This is a genomic window from Sulfuricurvum sp. RIFCSPLOWO2_12_FULL_43_24 (genome assembly GCF_001829605.1).
Taxonomy (GTDB): Bacteria; Campylobacterota; Campylobacteria; order Campylobacterales; family Sulfurimonadaceae; genus Sulfuricurvum.
On sequence record NZ_MIBT01000126.1, the window covers coordinates 13,052 to 36,391 of the forward strand.

Below are 23,340 nucleotides of genomic sequence, written 5' to 3' on the forward strand. Positions count from 1 at the left end.
TGCGCAATTATAGAATACTTTTTGAAACACTTTACTACAATAACACAACTAGAGGAGAGACCATGCAGCCATTTGCCGATTTTAAACTGAATTTAGAGACTTTTATCTCTGATCTGAATGCCCTTATCGAAATTAACCACAAAACTATTACCGATTTGTTAGCCACACCCAACAAAACCTATGCCAACTTTGTCCGTCCCTTTGATCTGATGGAAGAAGATTTAGAGCTTTTGTTTACTCCGTTATCCCATATTAACGCCGTTAAAAACTCCGAAGAATCTCAAAAAGTGTACGCCGATGCCCTCCCTATTCTCACCGATTACTCGACTTTTGTCGGACAAAATCTTGAGATCTACGAAGCATTTAAAGCCGTCAAAACCAACGAATACGATTCATTGAATACCGAACAACGCCGTATTCTGGATCTCAACATCCTCCATTTTGAACTCGCGGGAGCCCATCTGGATGAAATGTCAAAACAACGGCTATCGGAAATCAATCTTCGAAAAAGCACCCTTACCAACGACTTTTCGCAAAATGTCCTGGACGCTACCAACGCTTATGAGAAAATCATTACCAATAAAATCGATGTCGAAGGGATTCCCGAAAGCGATTTGGAAAATGCCCGTTTCGAAGAAGATGGTATCACAAAATACCGTTTTACTCTACAAATGCCATCCTACATCGCCTACATGACCTATGGTCCGAACCGAAGTATCCGTGAGGAGATATATCGTGCCTACACCACCCGAGCGCCTCAAAACGGAGCTATCATCGATGAACTGATGCGTCTGCGTCAAGAGAGTGCTGTACTGCTAGGCTTTGAAAATTACGCCGAATATTCCCTCGCTTCCAAAATGGCACCGAGTACGGAAAGCGTTTTAAAATTTCTGGGTGAACTTATCGAAGCTTCTCGCAAACAAGGGATGCGTGAACTCGAAGAGCTTCGTGCCATCGCTCCAAATATCGACCTGCAAAGTTATGACAGCGCCTACTACGGAGAAATCCTCAAAAAAGCCCAATACGATATCGACGAAGAGGAATATCGTCCCTACTTCGAACAGCACAGCGTGATGGAGGGGATGTTTACATTTTTGTATGAGCTCTTTGGCATTCAATTTGTCCGCCAAAATATTGATCTTTGGGATGAAAAAGCAAGCGTTTATGACATCTATGAGGATGAAAAACTCACTGCGCGTGTCTACTTCGATCTCGAAGCTCGCAAAGACAAGCGAGGCGGTGCATGGATGCACAACTTCCAAACCCATTGCGAAGATACGGCAGGGTGTACCCATCTCTCCAGTGCCTTTGTCGTCTGTAACTTTCCCCCATCCTCGGAGAGTTCACCCTCATTGCTTCGACACGATGATGTCGTCACCCTTTTCCATGAAATGGGACATACCATTCATCATTTGCTCAGTCGTGTAAAAGAGCACGGCGTAAGCGGCGTGAACGGTGTCGAGTGGGATGCGGTAGAATTCCCATCCCAATTTTTGGAAAACTTCGCTTATGAGCCAAAAGTGCTGAAACTTTTCGCCAAACATTTTGAGAGCGCAGAGGTGTTAAGCGATGAAATGATCGCCAAACTGATTCGGGCCAAAAATTTCCAAAGCGGTATGTTTATGCTTCGACAAATCGAGTTTTCTCTCTTTGATTTCGAGCTTCACTCTAAACTCTATCAAGGCGATGAGCTTCAGAACCTTTTAGATTCGATCCGTGAGCGTACTGCTTTGATTAAGCCGCCTGCTTACAATAAATTTCAAAATGGATTCAGCCACATTTTCAGCGGCGGGTACAGTGCAGGATATTACAGCTATAAGTGGGCAGAAGTATTGAGTGCCGATGCCTATTATGCTATCGTTGATGAGGGTGTATTTGGCTCTGAACTTGCTCGTAAATACAAAGAGATCGTTTTAGCCAAAGGGGGATCACAGAGTATGCAGGAGCTGTTTGTGGAGATGATGGGACGAGAATGTGAATCTAAAAATCTCCTCCGTCTTAGCGGGATCGAATAAATGCGTATTGCGTTGATTTTGGGATTACTAATCTCATTTTTGGGAGGGGTGGAAGTGAAAATTGCAAGCTATAACGTCGAGAATCTGTTTGATATGAACCGTGATGGCAACGAATATGAAGAGTATATCCCCAACGGCGATTGGGGGTGGACTGAGTCAATGTATAAGATTAAGCTCAACAATACCGCTGCTGTTATCCGTGGAATCAATGCCGATATTATCGGTTTGCAGGAGATCGAATCCGAAACTGCCCTCAAAGCCCTCAAAACCGAGCTCAAACGCCAAGGGCTCTATTATCGATATTACGTATTTGCACGAAATAAAAACTCTTCGGTCAATACCGCATTACTGAGCCGATACCCCATCCAAAGCGGACTTAGACATCCAATCACGTTTAATGGACGTTATCGTGATATTCTCGAAGCAAAAATTGATATCAACGGTCAATCTTTACGGGTATTTGTCAATCACTGGAAATCGAAAAGCGGTCCTGAAAGTAAGCGAATCCTAAGTGCCAAACGTCTCTCTCAGCGCTTGGCTGAACTCTCAGAGGATGAACCGTACGTACTGTTGGGGGACTTTAATTCCCACTATGAAGAGTATAAAACCTTCCTCAAAAGCCGTAAGCACAATGATACAGAAGGTATTACAGGGATCAATCATATCCTACGTACCATTGATGATGAGGGGAATCCAATCACGTATGCATCACTTAAAGAAAACAATGAACACCTCTACAACCTTTGGTATGAAGTGAGTCCTGAGAAACGATGGAGTCATCAGTATCGAGGAAAAGGGGAAGGATTGGATAATATCATTATCTCTCCCGCGCTTGCCGATGGGGAGGGACTAGAATACGTTCAGGGAAGTTTTAACCGATATGATCCCGATTTTTTGTTTTACAAAGGAAAAGTATACCGCTGGCAACAAAGTCGTAAGCATCCCAAACACCATTTAGGTGAAGGGTACTCTGATCATTTACCGATTTATGCCCTGTTTCGAATGTAATGCAGATTGGCTATAATGACCAAATGGAACCAAGCAAACTAACCCAATATTTATGCTATCAGCTCTATCATGCACGAGTGCTCCTCCATTCGCTCCACTACAGTGCGAAAGAGGAGGAAATCCATGAATTCCGAGTCACCCTTCGCCGGATCCGCTCACTCGTTAAACTCTTTTTAGTCGGATCACTCCCTTTTCCAAAACCGCTCAAGGCCGCCATGCAAGAGAGCAATTCGATTCGCGAGCTCGATGTACTTATCCGTTCGCTCTCACGCTCCAAATATCCTAAACTTTACAAATATCTCTTCAAACTCCGAAAAGAGCGGGTTAAAACCCTTTTTACTCCCAAGTATAGAGATAAAACACTCGCACTGATTGATGAATATTCACATCTTCTTTCTCACAGTAATCCTGATTTTCTCTCCGAAATTCTGATACAAAAAGTGCTTACCCACTACCAACATTGCTTAGATTCCTATCTAGCCCTTGAAAACGATGCCGATTCTAAAACACTTCATCGTCTACGCATTGAGTTCAAAGATGCTCGTTACGGTTTTGAATTTTTGGAGATTTCAGATCTGCATCACTGCAAAGAAGTTATCGCTCATTGTAAACAGCTCCAAAATACTTTAGGAGCGATTCAAGACACCGTCAATCAAATCGATCTGCTCAAAAAAATCTATCAACAATACCCTTTATCGGAAACAAAAGAGCTTTTGCAAAAACAAAAAAAAGTACTTCAAAAACTCAAAGACACCACTCGATCGGAGTTATCTTCATCGATATAAGGTAATCATTCGTTTGACTAAACGGCTTCGACCCGAAAAACCCTCGATACGATGAAAGGGGTGAGGGATGGGGTGCTTTGAGGATCAGGTGTTTAGTTCCGTCTATCAATGAAGCTTTCTTCCCCGCCGGAGCGCCCCAGAGGATAAAGATAATATGCTCACGCTGTTCACTGAGTGTTTTAATCACTTGATCACTAAACCGTTCCCATCCACGCTCTTTATGGGAAAACGGCTCTCCGGAACGGACGGTGAGAAGGGTGTTCAGTAGCAATACACCTTCCTGCGCCCAGTGGCTCAAATCACCGCTTTTAGGATAATCACACCCGATATCAGATACCAGCTCTTTAAAAATATTTTGGAGCGATGGGGGAAGCGCTACACCGTGTTGTACCGAAAATGATAAACCGTGTGCCTGACCTGCTCCGTGATAAGGATCTTGCCCTAAGATGACGACTTTGACCTTTTCAAACGGGGTGGAGTTAAATGCATTAAAAATATGGCTTCCATGGGGAAAAATTGTATAATTTTTCTTCTCTTCGACCAAAAAAGCTTTGAGTTCTTCCATATAGGGATGGGTAAATTCAGCCTTTAATGCCTCTTTCCAACTTTCATGAATAACCGGAGAAACACTCATCGGGCTACTTTAAAATATCATCGTCAAAAATAACCATTTCATAAATACTACGTTTGGTTACAAGCGATTTTTCGGGAGGTACACCGCTGGAATTTCGCATACGAGAGATTTCAGCACGAAGTTCGATCATCTCTTGCTCCATCGCCTCCATTTTTTCTTTAAGACGCATCACCACATCGACACCGGCAAGATTTACTCCCACTTCACGGGTAAGACGCAAAATCATTTTAATTTTCTCAATATCCCGCTGAGAATAAAGACGGATACGCCCGTCCGAACGCGAAGGTGCGATTAGATTTTCCCGCTCATATTGACGAAGGGTTTGTGGATGAATATCCAAAATTTTGGCAACAATACTGATCATATAAACCGGTTCGTCAAAATGGTGCATCTCTTACTCCTGTGGAAGTGATTTTTTCATCACATCGACTAAATCAGAATCCAGTTTCTCAACAGCAGGCAATACAATATTCGCTTTGAGATACAAATCACCGCGAACGGAGGTTTGTCGGTTCATCACCCCCATCTCTTTGAGACGGAAACGTTGGCCGTTTTTGGTGTTTTCAGGCACCTTTAGCGTCACCTCTTTTTCCAGTGTTTGAATAGCCACTTTGCCGCCGAAGAGTGCGGCATAGAGAGGAACATTAAACGTTTTGACGAGGTTGTCTCCCTCACGCTCATATTCAGGGTTAGCGGCCACATCGATTCGTAAATACAAATCACCCGCTTGATTTCCGGCACGTTTCCCTTTGCCTCGAACACGAAGTTTTTCACCGCTTTTTATCCCGGCAGGAATTTTAATGTCGAAACTCTCCCCCGAGAGGCTGATCGAGTGTTTTCCACCCAATACCGCAACGGCAAACGGAACGGTAACATTAGCATCGATATCGAGGTTCATCCCTCCGCCAAAACCACCGCCGAAGCCTGATCCGCCTCCGAAGCCGCCGAAACCGCCCCCGCCGAATCCGCCAGAACCTCCGCCACCGAACATACTGCGTAAAATTTCATCCAAATCGACATTTCCACCCTGACCACGGGCAAAATCATGGAAATTCTGACCGCCGAACATCGAATCCCCGTACTGATCGTATTTTGCCCGTTTCTCTTTGTCACTAAGCACTTCATACGCCGCATTGATCTCTTTAAATTTCTCTTCGGCTGCGGGATCTTTGTTCACATCCGGGTGATATTGGCGCGCCAGTTTTCGATACGCTTTTTTGATCTCCGCTTCGCTGGCTCCGGGGGCTATTTCGAGAGTAGTGTATAAACTTTTTGACATAGTTGTATCCTATTAAAATTATCGTTAAATATTTTACAAAATTATAGCACTAAGTTTGAGTCAATGTCAATCAAGGTTAAAAAGAAGAACTCGTAAAACAGGGGAATAAGAAGTTTTTAGAATTGCGCCTGGAAGACGCAACTATTCTTAGTGAAGGAAGTGACGAACTCCGGTGAAGTAAAGTGCCATACCGTGTTCATCAGCGGCGGCAATGACCTCTTCATCACGTACCGAACCGCCCGGCTGAATAACCGTTTTAACACCCGCACCCGCCGCCGCGTCGATAGAATCACGGAATGGGAAGAATGCTTCAGACGCCAATGCAGAACCGCTGACATCCAGACCCATCTCTTCAGCTTTGCGCAATGCACAGCGCGCCGCATCGACACGTGAGGTCATCCCCATACCGACCGCTACCATCGCCGCATCTTTGACGTAGACAACACAGTTTGATTTAGTGAGGGAAGCGACCTTATAAGCGATTTCCGCATCTCTCAAAGCGGCATCACTCGCAACGTGTTTGGTGACGAGCGCAGCATTAGCAACTTCCTCGTGAGTTACACGGTCAGCGTCTTGGAATACGAATCCGCCGTCGATGTGTTTGAAATCGATCGCGTCGTTGCTAAGAGCAATACGATCACTTCCGTATTCGAAAAGTTTGAGACGTTTTTTCGGCTCGAACACGGCGCGTGCTTCCTCATCGATACGTCCGGCAATAATCACTTCGAGGAACATCTCGTTCATTTTCTCGGCAAGCTCTTTGGTCACGACACCGTTTACCGCAACGACACCGCCGAACGCGGAGATTGGATCACATTTGAGCGCTTCAGTGTATGCATCGAGGAGATTTTCACGAATCGCGAAACCACACGGATTACCGTGTTTGACGATACAGATTGCATTCTCATCCCCAAATGCCGCCGCGATTTTCACCGCACCGCTGATGTCGGTGAGGTTGTTGAAACTCGCTTCCCCTTTGAGGGTTTTAAAGTTTTTGCTGAAGAAAGTGTCAAACTCATATAAACCGCCCTTTTGGTGCGGGTTTTCGCCGTAACGGGTATCCATTACCTTATTGCCGACGATGAACTGTTTAGAGCCCATACAGTTGTTGAACCGTTTGTTCATGTAGTTGGCGATCATAGAATCATACGCCGCAGTGTGCTCATACGCTTTAATCATCAGATCACGGCGGAACTCCATTGTGTTTTCACCGTTAGCAATTGCATTGAGAACGAGGGAATAATCCGATGGATCGGTAAGGATGATAACGCTGTCAAAGTTTTTCGCCGCAGAGCGAACCATCGCAGGGCCGCCGATGTCGATGTTTTCGATGATCTCTTCGAAATCATCGGTTTTCTCAATCGTCGCTTTAAACGGATAGAGGTTGACACATACCAAATCAATCGCTTCAACACCGAGTTCTACCGCTTGGTCGAGGTGAGATTGTTTGTCGCGTCGGTGTAAAATCCCGCCGTGGATGTACGGATTGAGAGTTTTAACACGCCCTTCAAAACACTCAGGGAATTTAGTCACTTCATCGATCTCGATGGCACTCACACCCGCATCCGTGAGCATTTTGTATGTTCCGCCCGTAGAGATAATCTGATAATCCAAACCGATAAGAGATTTGGCAAACTCAACGATGTTGCTTTTATCGCTGACACTGAGCAATGCACGCTTCATGCAGTTCCTTTGATTGGGTCGTATGCCCATAAATTAATGGTGGAATTGTAACAAAAAGTGCTTTAGGGGAAGGTAAATCGCTTCGTTTGAGAGAATGACGAACCTCTTATTACGACTAAAAACGGCCATTATTTCGTTTCGTATTCGTAATAAAACGTCTATATACTTCTGCAAAGTCGCACCTTTCATACCGATTTTACAAAGGAAAACAATGGGATTAATGACAAAGTTTATGCCGGAAGTACTCGAAAACACAAGCGTAAACGATAAGGTAAACTATTTAGTCAAGCTAACGCAACTGCTTGCCATAAGTGCTATTATTGCCGGTATCATCGGGATGCTTATCTCCAATTTTTCCATTCGGGCGCTCAATGAAAATGCTCTGGAGCCTCTGGGTCACCTGCGATTAATCAAAGAATCCTACGAACAAAAAGTACTGGTTACGGCTCAAAACATCGCTCACGGTGAAGTCACGGATTACACACAGGCGTACACCACGCTCAACCGTGAAAAAGAGAGTATCGTGACCGAGTGGAACGCCTATAAAAACGGTCATTTAACCGAAGAGGAAACGGCATTATTACCCGATACCGAAAAATATTTTAATTTATCTGTCCGAAGTTTGGATAATTTGATTCTCCTCGTCAAAGAGAAAAAGTTGATGGATATCATCGCCTGGACGACGGATGATGCCCCCTACACCATTATCGAGCTGACCCCTTTGCTCAATAAGCTCATGCAGGTACAAATTCTCAACGCCCAAAATATTTATTCCACCACGCAAATTCAGTTTTTTGCCATTTTGGCACTCGTTATTCTCATCAGTATTGCCGGCGCAATCTATGTGGCAAAGATGGTTAAAAGGGTGGTTTCCGACATTACGCACCCCTTTGGCGAACTCTTGTCCCAATCCAAAGCGTTGGCAAACCAAAAATTTGACGAACCGTTTGTGTGGAAACGTACCGATGAGATAGGACAAGTCGGAAAAAGTTTTGAACTCTCCCGACAAGCACTCCATCACTCATTTCAACTGATCCAAGATAATAATAAAGAATTAGAGCAGATCAATACATTGGTTCGCAGCAGCATTAATTACGCCAGCCGTATTCAGCGTTCCTTTTTGCCGGAGCCGGATATGCTCGATCGTTTTACCAATGACGCTTTTGTTATTTGGAAACCGAAAGACGTTATCGGCGGAGACTGCTATTGGATCGATAAAACCGACAAAGGGTTCTTTGTTGCCATCATCGATTGTACGGGACATGGTGTTCCGGGTGCCTTAATGACTTTTGTCGTGATTTCGATTCTTGACCGGTTGCTGTCTCAACAAAGACACCTGGACGATCCTGCCGCACTCTTAAGCCAAATGAACCGTCTGGTAAAAGAGACCTTAGGGCAATACGATGAAACAAGCGAATCCAATGATGGGATGGACGGAGCATTTTGTTACGTCGATCTTGAAAATAAACAATTAACCTTCGCCGGAGCCAATACGCCGCTTCTGTATGTTGAGGACAATCACATGCATCATGTCAAACCCGATAAACACAGTATCGGCTATGTTCACAGTGATCTGGATCTGACCTTTACCAATCAGACGTTACAACTCAAAGAGGGGATGCATTTTTATCTCACAACCGATGGAATCATTGACCAGATCGGCGGCAGTAAACGAATTGCGTTCGGTAAAAAACGGCTTATGGAAATTATTTTTGACAACCATCAAAAACCGATGCACGAACAACAAGCCATCATTTTAGAAAAATACAACCATTACAAGGGAGACGAATCACAGCGCGATGACAATACGATGATTGCTTTTCAAATCTAAATTTTAATTACAAGGAAAAAGAGATGACTTTCAACGACTTTCGAACATTGAAAGAGATGATTGAATCCAAAAATGTTATTTTTTGTTACAACGGATATTTATCGCAAGAGATCATTGTAGCGGTTAGCTCGATGATTAAAGGAAAATTGAGTTCCGATGAAACAAAAATGGGGATAAGCCAAAAAGTTTTGTACATGTTTGTAGAGCAGGCCCAAAACATCACCCGTTACTCTCCCGATCAAATACAAAATCCGGACCAAGCCAGTATGAGTTACGGATCGGTTGCTATCGGGACAGAAGATGATAAATTTTACATCATGTGTTCCAACCGAATCGAAAAAACCAAAGTTGCCGCACTCAAAGAAAAGCTTGATGTGATCTCCTCCATGAGCCCCGATGAACTGAAAGCTCTGTACAAAGAGAAAATGCGATCAGAGGCTGAAGAGGGGAGCAAAGGGGCAAGTGTAGGATTTATAGAAATGGCACGAAAATCAAGCGAACCTATCGAATTTGATTTTCTTGAAGACGATGAAACATACGACACTTTTACACTCAAAGTCGTAATTTAATATATAAAGGAAAACCCGATGACAACCATCCCAGCAACAGTAACCACACCAAAAATCGTTTTGGACACCCAAAATAATCTCTTCAGTTTCGAAGGGGAGTCCTATCCCGAAGATGTTAATGCGTTTTTTGATCCCATTATAACTCCTCTGAAAACTCATTTGAATAATCTGCAAGATAGCGATATTCAGTTTGATTTCTTTTTGACCTATTTCAACAGCGCCAGCACCAAAGTTTTTTTTAACCTTTTTGCTCTTCTTGAAGAAATTAGTGAATTTAACAGTGTTACCGTAAACTGGAAACATCATGAAGAAGACGATACGGCTGAAGAATTTGGTCAGGAGTTCAAAGAAGATCTTGATAATGTCCGCTTCAACTTTATTGCCATTTGAGATCTTGACACTGCGCTCCCCTTCATACTATCATACGGATTAAAAGGGGGGAACACTATCCCCTCAAAACTACAGGGGAGGTAGTACAGATGCTCTTTTCACACCCATTCCCCCCTATCCTCAACCAAAACACCCGCATCCTCTTTTTGGGCAGTTTCCCCAGTATCGCGTCATTCGAACAAGCTTTTTACTATGCCCATCCCCGAAATGCATTCTGGCCAATCATCGAATCAATTTTCGAGGTGCGATTGGAATCGAATGACGCGAAAAAAGCGTTTTGTATCGAAAATGGGATCGGGTTGTGGGATGTGATAGGTAGTTGCGAGCGGAGCAATTCGAGCGATACTAATCTCAAAAACTGTATACCGAATGATTTTGAAAAGCTATTGCGGGATTATCCCAATATCCGGGTTCTCGGCTTTACGGGGAAAAAAAGTCATGATCTTTTTATGAAATTTTATAAGAATTTGAAGGTGGAAAAAGTGCTTCTACCCTCCACCTCGCCGGCTTATGCGGCGATGAAATTTGAGGAGAAAAAAGAGATTTACGAAAAAATTTTGAAAAGCTGGATTCCTGCCTACGCGGGAATGACGGAGAAGAGATAGTATCTAACTGTTTAAAACCTGCTCAAAAATATTCTTCGCCGTCTTCCAGCGATCCCCTTTGGCGTTCATCATCACGATGACGCAATCTTTCCCATCTTTTTTAGCCCGTGCGATCAGACACGCACCTGCTTTAGCGGTATAACCTGTTTTTACCCCGACCGCATATTCATAACGATTGAGTAGACGGTTATGGGTGTAGGCATAGAATTCGCGATTTTTGTTCAAAGCACGGTATCGGTATTCATTGATCCTACTAATCTCATTGAATTTACGGTTTTTGATCGCATATTCGGTCATTTTCAGGAGGTCTTTTGGGGTAGAATAATGTTGTTTATCATCGTATCCGCATGGATTGGTGAAATGAGTATGCCCCATCCCGATGGCTTTGGCTTTGGCATTCATCATTTGAATAAAGCGTTCTTCACTCCCCCCAACGGTAATTGCGATCGCTTTAGCCGCATCGTTATCCGACTTGATCATTGCGGCTTTGAGAAGATCTTCGAGGCGGATGACATCACCCCTGCGATACCCGGCTATCGTAGGTTCAACTTTTGTCATTTCCCGAGTAATTGTAATCGGTTCACCCAGATTCCCTCGCTCAATCGCCAGCATAACGGTCATTACTTTGGTGAGGCTGGCGGGTTGAACCTCTTTGAACGGTTCTTTGGAATAGAGCGTCTGCTTTGCGGTAAGGTCTTTAACGATCAATGCTTCTACTTCCAGTTTGCCCAGCTCTGTTTTATTGATCTCGGCAAATAAACTTACGGAACCTATTAAACATAATGCAATTAGTTTTTTTATCATAAAGCTACCTCATTTTAATTTCATCACTATGTCGGAACAAAGCAAATCTTATGCCAAAACACCTTTATTATGGTAAAATTCGTCTTAATAGAAAGGGGAATGATGCAACGATTTAGACGTTTTTTTTCACTGCTGTTTATCCTCTCGATTTTTGTGGGTGCTGTTCATGAAATAGAGCATTCCTATCATCAAGACAGTTCGTGTGAAATATGTTTGTTTGCCCATTCTCCACTCATTTTGAATGACACTTTTACTTTGCCAAAGATTGATTGTGCAACTGTTATTTTTGATATTCGCATCCCACCGTTGCACTTTGTATCCTTTATCCCCGCACAAAGCCGTTCCCCTCCTCTAGTCTAATTTTTACCATAAAACAAACCATTTTATTTTAAACAATTAGGATATTTCTATGAAAAAATTATTATTATCAACCATGGCTGCCGCATCCCTTTATGCCAACGATTCTGAGCTTCAAATGCTCAAAACACAAATGGAACAAATGTCGCAGATGATGCGAAGTATGCAAGAAAAAATAGAGACTCTTGAAAAAACAACAATGCCTGTAGTCTCTGCACCAGCAAACGAAACACTCATTGTTGCCAATCCAACCATTGTGGATAAAATCAATAAAACCGCTTCTATCCTTAACCCTTCATTGATGATCGATATGTCGTATGTCAATCGCAACATTGCCGATGAAAAAATCGCCCATATGGGACTTCCCGGAATTACTGAAACGGTATTTGGGGTTCACGATCATGGCGGGCAAAGTGAGCCTGGATACAATGCTCAAAACGGTTTTAATCTCAACTATGCTGAGCTTGGATTTAGTGCCACGGTTGATCCGATGTTTGATGCCACCGCTATCTTTCATCTGACCAACGAGGGCTTTGAAATCGAAGAGGCCTATTTCACCACACGAGAAATTCCCTATAATATTCGAATTAAAGGGGGGAAATTTTTGAGTGATTTTGGCCGTATCAACGCTCAACATCAACATTTTCGTAATTTTTCCACCACCCCTTTGCTTTACAGCGCTTTTTTAGGAGATCATGGGATACAAGAAATAGGGGTACAGACACAATGGGTTGCTCCAACAGATACCTATCTGATGTTCGGAATCGAAGCATTAGAAGGAAAAAATGAGGCGATGTTTGGACAAGCGGCGATTGGCGATCCATACGATGAAGAAAGCTCTTTGGCGGGTTCCGCTGCTCAACCCTCACTCTATGTCGGATACGTCAAAACTTCTGTTGATATTGGTGACACTACACTTTTGGCGGGTGCAAGTATCGCTAGCGGTCACAGCCGACTTGACCATTTTAGTGATGAAACACCGTATGCGTTTAGCGGAAAAAGCACGTTGTACGGTATGGATATGACGCTCAAATACCCTTTTGATAGCTATAGTTCTCTCACGTGGCAAAGCGAATGGCTCTATCGTGATATGAAAGGGACTCAATTTAATAATGAAAATTTAATTGCAGACCCGGATAATGCATTGGATACGATCACATCAAATGGATCACGCAAAAAACAAGCCGGATATTATACAGAGCTCGTCTACGCCCCAAACCAAACATGGCGTACGGGAATCCGCTATGAAAATATGTATCAAAACGATGTCTTCACAGGCGATGTAAAACAGGATTTGCCTGATAACTTTGACCAATATACCGCTATGGTAGAATTTCATAGTAGCGAATTTGCACGATTACGCTTAGAATATCTCCATTCCAATGCTTTGTTTAATGAAGCGCTTGAACGCCAAAACCTCGATTCAATAATGTTTTCGATTAATCTTGCCCTCGGCAAACACGGCGCACACTCATTTTGATGCTATACACTAAAATGAGCAAAGCCCCTTTTAGTGGCAGGGACAAATTGCTCCCTTGCAACCCCCTAAAGCGACCAGCATATATGCTGGAGAATTAAAAACACAAGGAATAATGATGAAATTTTTACTTTTTTTAACACTTATTTTTACGTTTTCGTACGCCAAAATAACGGTTGCCGTGAGCTATCCCTATATCGCCTCGCTTGTTGATAGTATCGGGGGCGATAACGTTGATATTAACACCTTGGCACAAGGTAATTGGGATCCCCATTTCGTCTCTCCCAAACCTTCGTTGATTGTCAAATTACGCAATGCGGATGCGCTGATTATCAATGGAGGTGATCTTGAAATCGGATGGTTGCCGCCACTTCTTGAAAAAGCGAGCAATAGCCGTTTAAATCAATCAGCTAATGTGCTGGATCTTTCTCGTAAAGTGGCACTGATCGATGTGCCCAAAAGTATGGGGCGAGAAAATGGTGATGTCCACGCTGACGGTAACCCGCATTTTCATCTCGATCCCCACAACATTCCCCTTCTTGCGGAGGCTGTTTCCGTATTTTTGAGTCAAAAAGATCCTCTCAACGCATCCCAATATCGCAAAAATCTCACGGTGTTTAAACAGCAATGGACAATCCATCTCAAACATTGGGACAGTCAGATGGCACCGCTTAGAGGTAAAAATATTGTTCAGTATCATCCCGTATTCAACTATTTTATCCGTGCATATGGGATGAAAAGCATCGGGACAATCGAACCGTTGGCTGGGATTCCCCCTTCGTCTTCGCATACGATGCAACTCATTGCTTTGATGAATGAGAAAAAACCGTTTTGTATTATGCACGATGTCTATCACCCTACCAAAACAGGTGAGTTTATATCGGATAAGACGGGCATAAAGTTGGCGATACTTCCCCATGATGTGGGAGCTACCTCTAGCGCGACTGAGCTTTATACTCTCTTTGCATCAATCATTCAGGCTCTAAGATGATTGATTTATTCCTTATTCCGATAGCACTTTCGTTGCTTTTAGTCCTGATTCACGCATGGTTTGGTATAGGAATTTTGTCTCGAGGCATTATTTTTACCGATCTGGCTATCGCCCAAATGGCAGCACTGGGTTCGGCAATTAGTCTAGGGTATTTTCATGGGGAATACCTCTATCTTTTTGCCCTTGTATTTGCTCTATTCACTGGGCTTCTGATTGCCTATGCTACTACTCGCACATTACAGCTGGAGGCATTTATCGGGCTCATTTATGTGCTAGGAGCAAGCGGTATTTTGATGGTTCTAGCGCACAGTGCTGAGGGGATGGAACATTTTAAATCGCTACTTGCCAATGATCTGCTGTTTACGACACAAGAGTTATTTTTTCAAACGCTTGCCCTTTATTCTTTTATTGGATTGATAGCATGGAAAATTTACCCAAAAACCTCTGGATTGATTCGAGAAATACTCTTTTTTAGTCTCCTATCACTTACCGTGACCTCATCCGTTCAACTTGCCGGCGTTTTGGTTGTTTTTGTTCTCCTTGTCGCTCCTGCCCTCATAGCATCAATGCAAAAAAAATTCCCTTTATACCCTTTTGCGCTTGCCTTCGGATGGAGTTTTTCCATTATCGCAATCCTAATCTCCTTTTGGGCTGATTTACCGACTGGATATACAATCTCGGCCTTTGGAGGCTTGATATCACTGAGCTGTATTCTCATTTTGTCTCCCAAAAAAGATGCAATCTCGTTATAATAAAGGATGCAAAGTTCATCTACAGCCCATCTTGACATCATTAGTGAACGCTTCCATACACTGCTTCAATGCAGCGGTTCTTGGACAATTCCAAATCTGGCTGAAATTGAATCGAATCTCAAAACACTTCATCCCAAATCTTCTATCATTTGGGATATTTCACACGTAACTGAAATCGATTCGGCAGGGATAGCATTGTGGCAGCTTTACCATCGTACCTTCGAAAAAGATGGAATCTCCTCTGAACTCATCGGTGTCAATGAAAACCACTCGAAACTCTATGCTCTCCTTTATTCCGGCAGACATAACACCTTCTCTCCTCCCGCTCGCCCCTCATGGCTATATACCCTAGGAGAAGATACACATCAAAACATTCAAGGAATTGGACACTTTTTAGCTTTTTTGGGAGAAGCGTTTGTTTTATTATTTTATACCCTCTTTCACCCCTCAACAATCCGATATCGCTCTATCGTTTCCCATATCTTTACCAGTGGAGCACAGGCACTGCCGATCATCGCTATCAGTGCCTTTCTAATCGGGGTTGTCATCGCGTATCAGAGCATCGTTCAACTCCAAAAATTCGGAGCTGATATTTTTATTGTCGATACGATCGGGATATCTCTCACCCGTGAACTTGCTCCTCTCATTACAGCCATCGTCGTTGCCGGACGAAGCGGTTCGGCATTTACCGCCCAAATCGGTGCGATGAAAATGACCCAAGAGATCGATGCCATGAAAACAATGGGCTTTGATCCGTTCATCTTTTTAGTCTGGCCCCGTGTTTTTGCCCTTATGATTGTTATGCCGCTACTGATCTTTTTTGCCGATCTCGTGGGGATATTTGGAGGAATGGTCATTGCGAATGCACAGTCGCATCTGAGTTTCAGTGAATTTACTCACCGCCTTCAGGGAGCATTGGAGATTAAGCACTACCTCATAGGGATTATCAAGGGGCCGTTTTTTGCCTTTTTAATCGCGATGGTAAGTACCTACCGAGGATTTCAAGTATCCTCCAATACCGAAAGTATCGGGCACTATACTACCAAAAGTGTCGTGAATGCGATTTTCTTGGTCATCGCATGTGACGCGTTATTCTCAATCCTCCTGACCGAGCTGAAATTATGAACCCTATTATCATCGAGGCACGCGATATTGTGACTGCGTTCGGCGATAACCTCATCCACGATCACGTCAGCTGTACCGTGTATAAAAACGAAATCTATGCTCTTTTAGGGGGAAGCGGATCGGGTAAATCTACCCTTCTTCGAGAAATGATTCTTCTGCAATCTTTCCAAAGCGGCAGCCTCAATCTCCTCGGATATGATCTAAAATCCATTACCCCCCTCGATGCGCAAAATCTTCGGCGTCAATGGGGAGTGTTATTTCAATCCGGGGCACTCTACTCTTCGCTGAGTGTGGGGGAAAATATCGCTATGCTCTACCGTGAATATACCGATCTCTCTCCGAAGCTGATCGACGAGCTCGTCGCGCTGAAAATCGATCTCGTCGGTTTGCCTCAACATGCACGATATCTCTACCCAAGCGAGCTCAGCGGCGGTATGATTAAACGTGCCGCACTTGCCCGTGCTCTCGCCCTTGATCCAAAACTCCTTTTTTTGGATGAACCGACATCGGGGCTCGATCCGCTCAGTTCACGACAGTTCGATGCCCTGATACAACAATTACGTGATTTACTTGGACTTACTATCGTGATGGTAACCCATGATTTAGATACTATACATCACAGTATCGATCGGTTTGCACTGCTGGGTGACAAAAAGGTCATCGCCGAGGGGACGCTAAATGAAGTGCTCCAAATCGATCATCCGCTTGTCGATTATTTCTTCCAAAAGGGGTCTCATGGAATCCAAGGTTAACTATACCGCCGTAGGTATCTTTGTCCTTATCTTTGCTTCATCGCTGATAGCCTTTGCATTTTGGCTCGGCAAATACAACCAAGATGATGGCAATTACCATAACTATCATCTTTACATCACCGAATCGGTCTCCGGGCTATCTCCCGAAGCGGCAGTCAAATTTAACGGTGTCGATGTCGGAAAAGTTGAATCCATCCGCATCAATCCAAAAAATAGTGAAGAGGTAGAGCTCACCCTCAAAATTGAAAAAGAGACCCCGATTAAAACCGACTCCAGTGCCGTGCTCAAATTCTACGGAATCACCGGTCTGGCCTTTATCGAAATCATCGGCGGCTCCAAAGATGCACCGTTACTGACTACGAACGCTCATACATTCAGCACCATTCCCTCTTCCCCCTCGCTGATTAAACGGCTCGATGAATCGTTGAGCAACGTTGCTTCCAAACTCTCGACCACTCTTGATCGTGCCGATCGGATTTTCAGTGATAAAAATGTCGATAATATCGCCCAATCGTTGGAAAACTTACGCTCACTCACCGCCCAAATCGATGGCTATCAAAATGAAATTCAAACCTTATTAGATCGAAGTATAGCGCTTGAGGCCAATGCCACCGAATCACTCAGCGCCATGAAGGAAGCCGCAGGAAGCGTTAAAAATACCTCTGGGAATTTCAACACCCTTGTACAAACCAAAATGGCCTCTACCCTCGCATCACTCGCCGAAACATCCAAAGAGAGCCATACCCTTATCCGTAAGCTCGAAGCCTCGCTTGATCGCGGCGATTATGATGTCCATACCATGGTACAACCTACAACAGCTGAACTGAGTAATCTCATTCAACGCAGCCAAGGGCTTACTCTGGAGATGGAAAATACCCTGAAAACACTTCGGGAAAGCCCATCTGACTTGTTGTTTAAAAAAACCACCCCTAAATCCGGACCAGGAGAATAACGATGCGTTTCTATACCCTCATCATCCCTGTAGCATTGATAATAGCGGGATGTTCTTCCGCTACGGCCCCAGCGGTCAATGAATACACGATTTATCCCTCAGCATCGATGAAAGTCTCGCCAGTGCATTCATCAAAAGCGCTCCGTTTAGCGTCCACACGGACGATACCCTCATTGGAGTCTAAGAGTCTCACCTATCTCCGTTTAGACGGCGAAAGCGGCAACTATCTTTACACCCGTTGGAGTGATACCCCGAGTCTGTTAATCGAACGCTCACTTAATCATTCCCTCCAAGAGCAGGGACTCTTCAGCGCTGTAATTACGTCAACCTCCTCCGCGCAAGCAGATATACTCCTCGAATCGGACCTGCACGCGTTCTATCACCGTTTTGAACCGGGAGAAAAAAGCAAAGGGATAATTGAGATCACGTACCGCCTGATTGATACCCATACAAAACTCCCAATCGCTTCCAAACGGTTTTTAATGACCAAAGATGCCCCGAGCGAAGATGGGATGGGGGGAATAAAAGCCCTCACCGAAGCAACACAAGAGCTGAGTAAACAATGCACACTATGGATACAAGAGAAGGTCGTACAATGAGTAAAAATATTGCCATCCTCTGCTCAGGAGGAGATGTTTCGGGAATGAATCCCGCCTTAAAGCGATTTGTCGAGTATACGTATGCGAACGGTATGCAGCCCTACTTTGTCCGAAACGGCTATGAAGGGCTCATCGACAATCATATTGCGCCCGCTGATTATCATGATGTCGCAGGTATCATAACCCGAGGAGGGACCAAAATCGGCTCTTCCCGATCAAAAAGATTTATGGAACCCTCTTTTCGCGCTATCGCTGCTGAGAATTTAAAAGCGTTGGAGATAGACAGACTCATTGTATTGGGGGGAGATGGAAGCTTTCGCGGAATGGAGCGGTTTTATTATGAGAGCGGGATCGCCTTTTGCGGCATCCCCTCTACGATTGATAATGACATCAACGGTACCGACTATTGTCTGGGAGTAGACACGGCATTGGGTGTGATCAAAGATGCCATCGATCAGATACGCGATACCGCATCCTCGTTTCGGCGGGCATTTGTGATTGAGACGATGGGCCGCAATTGCGGTTATCTCGCACTTGTCTCTGCTATCACATCAGGTGCCGAGGTGTGTTTAATTCCTGAGATACCGATGGATATACATGAGTACAAGGGGTGTTTTCAATCCCAAATCACTAAAGGGCGTGACTATTTTATCGCGGTCGTCTCTGAAGCACTCAACAGTACTGAAGTGGCCGAGTGGTTTGAGAGCGAGCTTGGATTTGAATCACGTGTTTCCGTCTTAGGACATATCCAAAGAGGAGGAAATCCCAGCGTATACGACCGATTAATGGCCTATAAGTTCGTAACGTATGCCATAGATGCTTTGTTAGAGGGGAAAAGTCACTCCGTTATCTGTTACACGAAAAGCCATTTTAACGTTAAAACCATCGACGAGGTGGCATTGCATCCTTACCGTCTTGATGAAGAACTTCTCAAACTTGGCCGTGAGCAATTTCTTCCATCGCACTGTCAAATGTAGGGTAACGAAACTCGAACCCTGCTTCTTGTAAGATTCTCGGATAAACCTCTTTGGATTCGAGCATCGCGATAGAACCTTCACCGAATGCAAGTTTCACCATCCAGTCCGGGAGATCAAAAAATGTAGGGCGATCTAAAATACGCCCCATTGCTTTGGTCTGCTCCAAGTTCGTGATCGGTTCAGGAGAGGTAAAATTCAGTGCACCTCGAATCTCAGAATGATCGATTAAAAATGCAGCCGCACGTACCAAATCTTCCAAATGAATCCAGGAAATCATCTGAAATCCGTCACCCATTTTCCCCCCAAAACCGAGTTTGAAGGGTGGTAGCATTTTAGCCATCGCACCACCGCCTTTACCGTATACCACACCAAAGCGCATTGTACACACACGGGTAAGCTCGGATTGGGCACGATTTGCCGCATGCTCCCAATCTTGAACCAAGGCAGCTAAAAAATCGTCTCCAAAATGGCGGGAAAACTCATCATGCTGATGATACGCATCATAAATACCTACGGCAGAGGCATTCAAAAGAATATGAGGAGGTTCATCGCAGAGGGTTAATGCAGCCACAATCTTATCGGTCGTTTCCAAACGGCTTTGACGTAAAAACGCTTTATAGCTTTTACTCCATCGTCCCAAAATATTAGCACCGGCAAGATTAATCAAAACATCGCATCCATTTAACCTTTGAGCAATCGATTCAACTCCAAAGCCACTGCGAATACTCAAAGAGATAACAACATCCCCTCGCTCTTCAAAAAAACGCTTCAATGCACTTCCGACAAAACCACTTATTCCGCATATTACTATTTTCATGCTCATCCCTTTAATTCGGGTTTATTGTAGCTTAAAGGGCGCATATGAGGATTAAAGATATAATTGATACGCATCTTTAATCCAAATCTAATAGAGGAGATCAAATGCTTTACCACCTTTTTGTGTATGTTCCCCTCAGTGCTTCTGAAAAAATAAAAAGTGCCCTTTTTGAGGCCGGTGCCGGTCACTATGAAAAGTATGATCAATGCAGTTGGGAGAGTAGTGGAATAGGACAATTTAGACCGCTTGAACACTCAAACCCTTTTGTGGGATCACTCGATACACTGGAAAAAGTTGAAGAGATAAAAATTGAGATGATCTGCGAATGCCACAAAATCAAAGAGGTATTGAAACGATTAAAAGAAGTCCATCCGTACGAAGAACCGGCATATGGGGTAATAGAAATTAAAACGATTGAAGATTTTTAACAAAAGAGGAAATACCTCCGAAAGAGGTATTATTGCATTAGCCGCAAGAAGGGACGTTGCCTGAATCTGAACCGTATTCAAACAAGAAATCTCTTAAGTCTTGTGATTGAGTTTTGAACATATCACCATTGAAGTAGGCTGCTGATTTATCGTTAGCATGCGCTTTAACAATTTTAGCCCCACCGTTAGCGAAAAGGTCATCCCATTCGTCTTGTGTATGCATAGCAGCACCTTTAGTACCGTTACCATGACAATTTTTACAGGTTTTCAAATAAACTTTTTGACCTTTTTTAACATCGGCAGATGCCGCTGTACTCATCATCCCTACGGCAACAAGAGCTGCAAGGAAGCATGAAGCTGACTTTTTCATGTCGTTCTCCTTCGAAATTATTGATTTAAGACACCTTCAACATTTTCGAAAAAACAGTGAAGGTGTCTTGATACCCGTTAATCATATCGGATAAAGGATAAATGGAGCTTTAATAGAATGTTAATGTGATAGTTTTTCAGCTATTTTTATCAAAAATGTATCAAACTCTCACACTTTAATTATACAATTCTTCAGAATTCAGAAAATCAGCAAGCCGGTACATTCCCTGAATCTGAACCGTATTCAAACAAAAAATCTCGGATATCTTTTGACTTACTTTTAAAATTATCACTATTAAAATACGGTTCTGCTGGGGTTCCGGCATGTTTTTTGATAATTCCGGCCCCGCCGTCCGCAAAAAGCTCATCCCACTCGTCTTGCGTATGCATCGCAGCACCTTTAGTACCGTTACCATGACAACTTTTACACCCTTTAGTGTACCACTTTTGTCCGCTTGCGACATCTGCTGACAATGTAGTCGAGCTGATTCCTGCAAATACAACCATTGAAAGAAAAAATGAAACTGACTTCATCCTATACTGTTTCCTTACTATTTAAAAATCTAATAATACTATCTTAAGTTTGATGAAGGGTCTATTAATCTATAGCTTCTTCAACGACTTCTTTTGCTTTGCTCGCACGAACTTCTAAACGAATTTTATCTTGACGAACTTTACGATATGCCTTGTATTGTGCCTTGGTGAGTTCTTCACCCTCAAGGCCTACTTCTGCACCAATCTCTTGCGGAGAGAGTCCCGCTTCGTTCATCATAACCATACGAAACTCTTTTTTCGTCAAATGCCGCTTGAGAGATGCGTATAATTCACGCTCATCATCACCGATCTCTACCGCACTGCACTCATAAAGCCGTGCCAATACTTCGCGAATGGTTTTCGTCGGGTTGTAGCGAAGCCACAATGAATTTTCTAACATTAAAACACCTTTGTAATAATCTGTGTGAGGTCTTTCGTATCTACAATAACGTTTGCCTCTTTTTTAAGAATCTCTTTCGCACAAAAAGCGACACGGGTTCCGGCATGAGCAAACATCGATCGATCATTTGCTCCATCTCCGACTACCATCGTCTCCTCTTCAGAGATACCAAACAGTCCTTGCAGACGCAACAGCATATCCCCTTTCGAGAAATCGAACATCATATCGCCGCCGACAAGCCCCGTGAGTTTTCCCTCTTTTGCATGAAGCACATTCGAGAAATCGGCATCGTATCCGAGGATATCTTTCGCATACGAGGTCGCCGTGCGAAATCCGCCGCTGAAGCAGACCACTTTAATTCCCCGTTCTTTCAATGCCGCAATCGTCTCCACCGCACCGTTCATGTATGGCAAGTTTTGGCAAATCTCTTCGACCAAACCAAACTCAAGCCCTTTTAAAAGAGTAACACGCTGTTGTAAAGACTCGAAAAAATCGAGTTCCCCATTCATCGCCCTCTCGGTGATTGCACTCACCTGCGCACCGATTCCGAGAGCTTCCGCAAAAAAATCGATTGTCTCCCCATCCATTAGAGTTGAATCAAAATCAAATACTGCTAATTTTATCAAAATAGATTTCCCACATTTTGTTATAATGACGCAATTATATCCAAGGGTAGCTTTTGTTCGAATCATTTATTCATAAACTCCGTCACGGAACCTATATCACCCTAGAGACCACCCCCTCTCGCTCTGCCCAGTTTGCGCCGACGATTGAAAAAATCGCGGCATTAGGTCTTGATAAACTCGTCGACGGATTCAGTACCACCGACAATCCTCTCGCCAAACTCAAATACAACGCCCTCTTCGCCGCGATGAAACTCCAAGACCGCTTCGGACTCCCGACGTTAGCGACGATGAGTATGCGCGACCGTAACCGTATCGCACTCCAATCCGATCTCCTCGGTGCCAACGAAGCCAATGTACGAGCGATCCTCGCCCTCACAGGTGACAGCGCCCACTATTCCGATCAGCCTCATGCCAAAGGGGTATTCGAGGGGAACAGCAAACTCCTCCTCGATATTATCATGACGCTAAACAACGGAACCGATTTGGCGGAGCAAAAACTGATCGCACCTGTGCAGGAAATTTTCCCATTTGCGGTCATTGATGCGTATGCCAAAAGCGCCGCGACATTACAGAAAAAAATG

28 protein-coding genes are annotated in these 23,340 nt (G+C 43.9%); 18 read left to right on the forward strand and 10 right to left on the reverse strand.

Features of this window, described 5'->3' with window-relative positions:
* Window positions 1-62 precede the first annotated feature (62 nt).
* From A3G19_RS11900 to A3G19_RS11910, 3 genes are read left to right on the forward strand one after another with little or no spacing between them, the layout of a single operon-like run.
* The gene (locus A3G19_RS11900; RefSeq protein ID WP_294873088.1) at window positions 63-2,015 is read left to right on the forward strand and encodes a M3 family metallopeptidase; all 1,953 of its coding nucleotides are present in this window, start codon (window positions 63-65) and stop codon (window positions 2,013-2,015) included.
* The gene (locus A3G19_RS11905; protein WP_294873089.1) at window positions 2,016-3,023 is read left to right on the forward strand and encodes an endonuclease/exonuclease/phosphatase family protein; all 1,008 of its coding nucleotides are present in this window, start codon (window positions 2,016-2,018) and stop codon (window positions 3,021-3,023) included.
* A gap of 23 nt (window positions 3,024-3,046) precedes the next feature.
* Window positions 3,047-3,808 (forward strand): CHAD domain-containing protein, encoded by a 762-nt coding sequence (locus tag A3G19_RS11910; protein ID WP_294873091.1) that lies wholly within the window; start codon window positions 3,047-3,049, stop codon window positions 3,806-3,808.
* Here the strand turns inward: A3G19_RS11910 and ung are convergent.
* The 4 genes from ung to purH form a co-directional block, all read right to left on the reverse strand.
* Window positions 3,768-4,442 (reverse strand): uracil-DNA glycosylase, encoded by a 675-nt coding sequence (gene ung / locus A3G19_RS11915; protein ID WP_015654213.1) that lies wholly within the window; start codon window positions 4,440-4,442, stop codon window positions 3,768-3,770. The two genes, A3G19_RS11910 and ung, sit on opposite strands and share 41 nt — an antisense overlap.
* Before the next feature lie 4 nt (window positions 4,443-4,446).
* Window positions 4,447-4,833: a helix-turn-helix transcriptional regulator gene (locus A3G19_RS11920; protein WP_015654214.1), complete on the reverse strand. Its 387-nt coding sequence runs from the start codon at window positions 4,831-4,833 to the stop codon at window positions 4,447-4,449.
* A 3-nt stretch (window positions 4,834-4,836) separates the two neighbouring features.
* Window positions 4,837-5,721, reverse strand: coding sequence for a J domain-containing protein (locus tag A3G19_RS11925; protein ID WP_015654215.1), 885 nt, complete (start codon window positions 5,719-5,721; stop codon window positions 4,837-4,839).
* 147 nt (window positions 5,722-5,868) lie between these two features.
* Window positions 5,869-7,404, reverse strand: coding sequence for a bifunctional phosphoribosylaminoimidazolecarboxamide formyltransferase/IMP cyclohydrolase (purH, locus tag A3G19_RS11930; protein WP_015654216.1), 1,536 nt, complete (start codon window positions 7,402-7,404; stop codon window positions 5,869-5,871).
* 211 nt (window positions 7,405-7,615) lie between these two features.
* Here purH and A3G19_RS11935 point away from each other — a divergent pair, with 211 nt between their 5' ends.
* The 4 genes from A3G19_RS11935 to A3G19_RS11950 all read left to right on the forward strand — a co-directional run bounded on the left by A3G19_RS11935 (window position 7,616) and on the right by A3G19_RS11950 (window position 10,799).
* On the forward strand, window positions 7,616-9,235 hold the full coding sequence (locus A3G19_RS11935) for a SpoIIE family protein phosphatase (protein ID WP_015654217.1): 1,620 nt from the start codon (window positions 7,616-7,618) through the stop codon (window positions 9,233-9,235).
* A 23-nt stretch (window positions 9,236-9,258) separates the two neighbouring features.
* Window positions 9,259-9,804: a SiaB family protein kinase gene (locus A3G19_RS11940; protein WP_015654218.1), complete on the forward strand. Its 546-nt coding sequence runs from the start codon at window positions 9,259-9,261 to the stop codon at window positions 9,802-9,804.
* A gap of 18 nt (window positions 9,805-9,822) precedes the next feature.
* The gene (locus A3G19_RS11945; RefSeq protein ID WP_015654219.1) at window positions 9,823-10,194 is read left to right on the forward strand and encodes a DUF1987 domain-containing protein; all 372 of its coding nucleotides are present in this window, start codon (window positions 9,823-9,825) and stop codon (window positions 10,192-10,194) included.
* An 89-nt stretch (window positions 10,195-10,283) separates the two neighbouring features.
* Window positions 10,284-10,799 carry a DNA-deoxyinosine glycosylase gene (locus tag A3G19_RS11950; RefSeq protein WP_015654220.1) on the forward strand — a complete coding sequence of 172 codons (516 nt, stop codon included), beginning with the start codon at window positions 10,284-10,286 and terminating at the stop codon, window positions 10,797-10,799.
* A 3-nt stretch (window positions 10,800-10,802) separates the two neighbouring features.
* On the opposite strand, the gene A3G19_RS11955 is transcribed toward A3G19_RS11950, so the two are convergent.
* On the reverse strand, window positions 10,803-11,603 hold the full coding sequence (locus tag A3G19_RS11955) for a serine hydrolase (RefSeq protein ID WP_015654221.1): 801 nt from the start codon (window positions 11,601-11,603) through the stop codon (window positions 10,803-10,805).
* A gap of 102 nt (window positions 11,604-11,705) precedes the next feature.
* On the opposite strand from A3G19_RS11955, the gene A3G19_RS11960 reads away from it, so the two are divergent.
* The 9 genes from A3G19_RS11960 (at window position 11,706) to A3G19_RS12000 (ending at window position 19,585) form a co-directional block, all read left to right on the forward strand.
* A complete protein-coding gene (locus A3G19_RS11960) occupies window positions 11,706-11,963 on the forward strand; it encodes a hypothetical protein (protein ID WP_291750880.1) in 258 nt (85 codons plus the stop codon).
* Window positions 11,964-12,012: 49 nt separating this feature from the next.
* Window positions 12,013-13,440: a hypothetical protein gene (locus tag A3G19_RS11965; protein WP_294873094.1), complete on the forward strand. Its 1,428-nt coding sequence runs from the start codon at window positions 12,013-12,015 to the stop codon at window positions 13,438-13,440.
* A gap of 115 nt (window positions 13,441-13,555) precedes the next feature.
* Window positions 13,556-14,428 carry a zinc ABC transporter substrate-binding protein gene (locus tag A3G19_RS11970; protein ID WP_294873096.1) on the forward strand — a complete coding sequence of 291 codons (873 nt, stop codon included), beginning with the start codon at window positions 13,556-13,558 and terminating at the stop codon, window positions 14,426-14,428.
* Window positions 14,425-15,180, forward strand: coding sequence for a metal ABC transporter permease (locus A3G19_RS11975; protein ID WP_015654225.1), 756 nt, complete (start codon window positions 14,425-14,427; stop codon window positions 15,178-15,180). The genes A3G19_RS11970 and A3G19_RS11975 overlap by 4 nt, the downstream gene beginning before the upstream one ends.
* Window positions 15,181-15,186: 6 nt before the next feature.
* Window positions 15,187-16,305 (forward strand): MlaE family lipid ABC transporter permease subunit, encoded by a 1,119-nt coding sequence (locus A3G19_RS11980; protein ID WP_015654226.1) that lies wholly within the window; start codon window positions 15,187-15,189, stop codon window positions 16,303-16,305.
* Window positions 16,302-17,057, forward strand: a complete 756-nt coding sequence (locus A3G19_RS11985) for an ATP-binding cassette domain-containing protein (protein WP_015654227.1) — start codon at window positions 16,302-16,304, stop codon at window positions 17,055-17,057. The genes A3G19_RS11980 and A3G19_RS11985 overlap by 4 nt, the downstream gene beginning before the upstream one ends.
* Window positions 17,041-18,009, forward strand: a complete 969-nt coding sequence (locus A3G19_RS11990) for an MlaD family protein (RefSeq protein WP_015654228.1) — start codon at window positions 17,041-17,043, stop codon at window positions 18,007-18,009. Before A3G19_RS11985 ends, A3G19_RS11990 begins: the two co-directional genes overlap by 17 nt.
* A gap of 2 nt (window positions 18,010-18,011) precedes the next feature.
* On the forward strand, window positions 18,012-18,608 hold the full coding sequence (locus A3G19_RS11995) for an ABC-type transport auxiliary lipoprotein family protein (protein WP_015654229.1): 597 nt from the start codon (window positions 18,012-18,014) through the stop codon (window positions 18,606-18,608).
* On the forward strand, window positions 18,581-19,585 hold the full coding sequence (locus A3G19_RS12000; RefSeq protein ID WP_291750881.1) for a 6-phosphofructokinase: 1,005 nt from the start codon (window positions 18,581-18,583) through the stop codon (window positions 19,583-19,585). The genes A3G19_RS11995 and A3G19_RS12000 overlap by 28 nt, the downstream gene beginning before the upstream one ends.
* Here the strand turns inward: A3G19_RS12000 and A3G19_RS12005 are convergent.
* A complete protein-coding gene (locus A3G19_RS12005; protein ID WP_015654231.1) occupies window positions 19,539-20,402 on the reverse strand; it encodes a TIGR01777 family oxidoreductase in 864 nt (287 codons plus the stop codon). The two genes, A3G19_RS12000 and A3G19_RS12005, sit on opposite strands and share 47 nt — an antisense overlap.
* Before the next feature lie 104 nt (window positions 20,403-20,506).
* Between A3G19_RS12005 and A3G19_RS12010 the strand changes: the two genes are divergently transcribed.
* Entirely contained in the window at window positions 20,507-20,830 is a 324-nt protein-coding gene (locus A3G19_RS12010) for a hypothetical protein (protein WP_015654232.1), read from the forward strand.
* A gap of 37 nt (window positions 20,831-20,867) precedes the next feature.
* On the opposite strand, the gene A3G19_RS12015 is transcribed toward A3G19_RS12010, so the two are convergent.
* From A3G19_RS12015 to serB, 4 genes are all read right to left on the reverse strand, one after another.
* Complete coding sequence (locus tag A3G19_RS12015; RefSeq protein WP_294873097.1) at window positions 20,868-21,200, reverse strand: c-type cytochrome; 333 nt, start codon at window positions 21,198-21,200, stop codon at window positions 20,868-20,870.
* A 206-nt stretch (window positions 21,201-21,406) separates the two neighbouring features.
* Window positions 21,407-21,733 (reverse strand): c-type cytochrome, encoded by a 327-nt coding sequence (locus A3G19_RS12020; RefSeq protein WP_294873099.1) that lies wholly within the window; start codon window positions 21,731-21,733, stop codon window positions 21,407-21,409.
* Window positions 21,734-21,797: 64 nt separating this feature from the next.
* Window positions 21,798-22,133 carry a hypothetical protein gene (locus A3G19_RS12025; RefSeq protein ID WP_015654234.1) on the reverse strand — a complete coding sequence of 112 codons (336 nt, stop codon included), beginning with the start codon at window positions 22,131-22,133 and terminating at the stop codon, window positions 21,798-21,800.
* On the reverse strand, window positions 22,133-22,759 hold the full coding sequence (gene serB, locus A3G19_RS12030) for a phosphoserine phosphatase SerB (protein WP_015654235.1): 627 nt from the start codon (window positions 22,757-22,759) through the stop codon (window positions 22,133-22,135). Before serB ends, A3G19_RS12025 begins: the two co-directional genes overlap by 1 nt.
* A 53-nt stretch (window positions 22,760-22,812) precedes the next feature.
* Here serB and A3G19_RS12035 point away from each other — a divergent pair.
* Window positions 22,813-23,340 (forward strand): methylenetetrahydrofolate reductase (locus A3G19_RS12035; protein WP_294873101.1); only part of this gene is annotated, 528 nt, incomplete at its 3' end.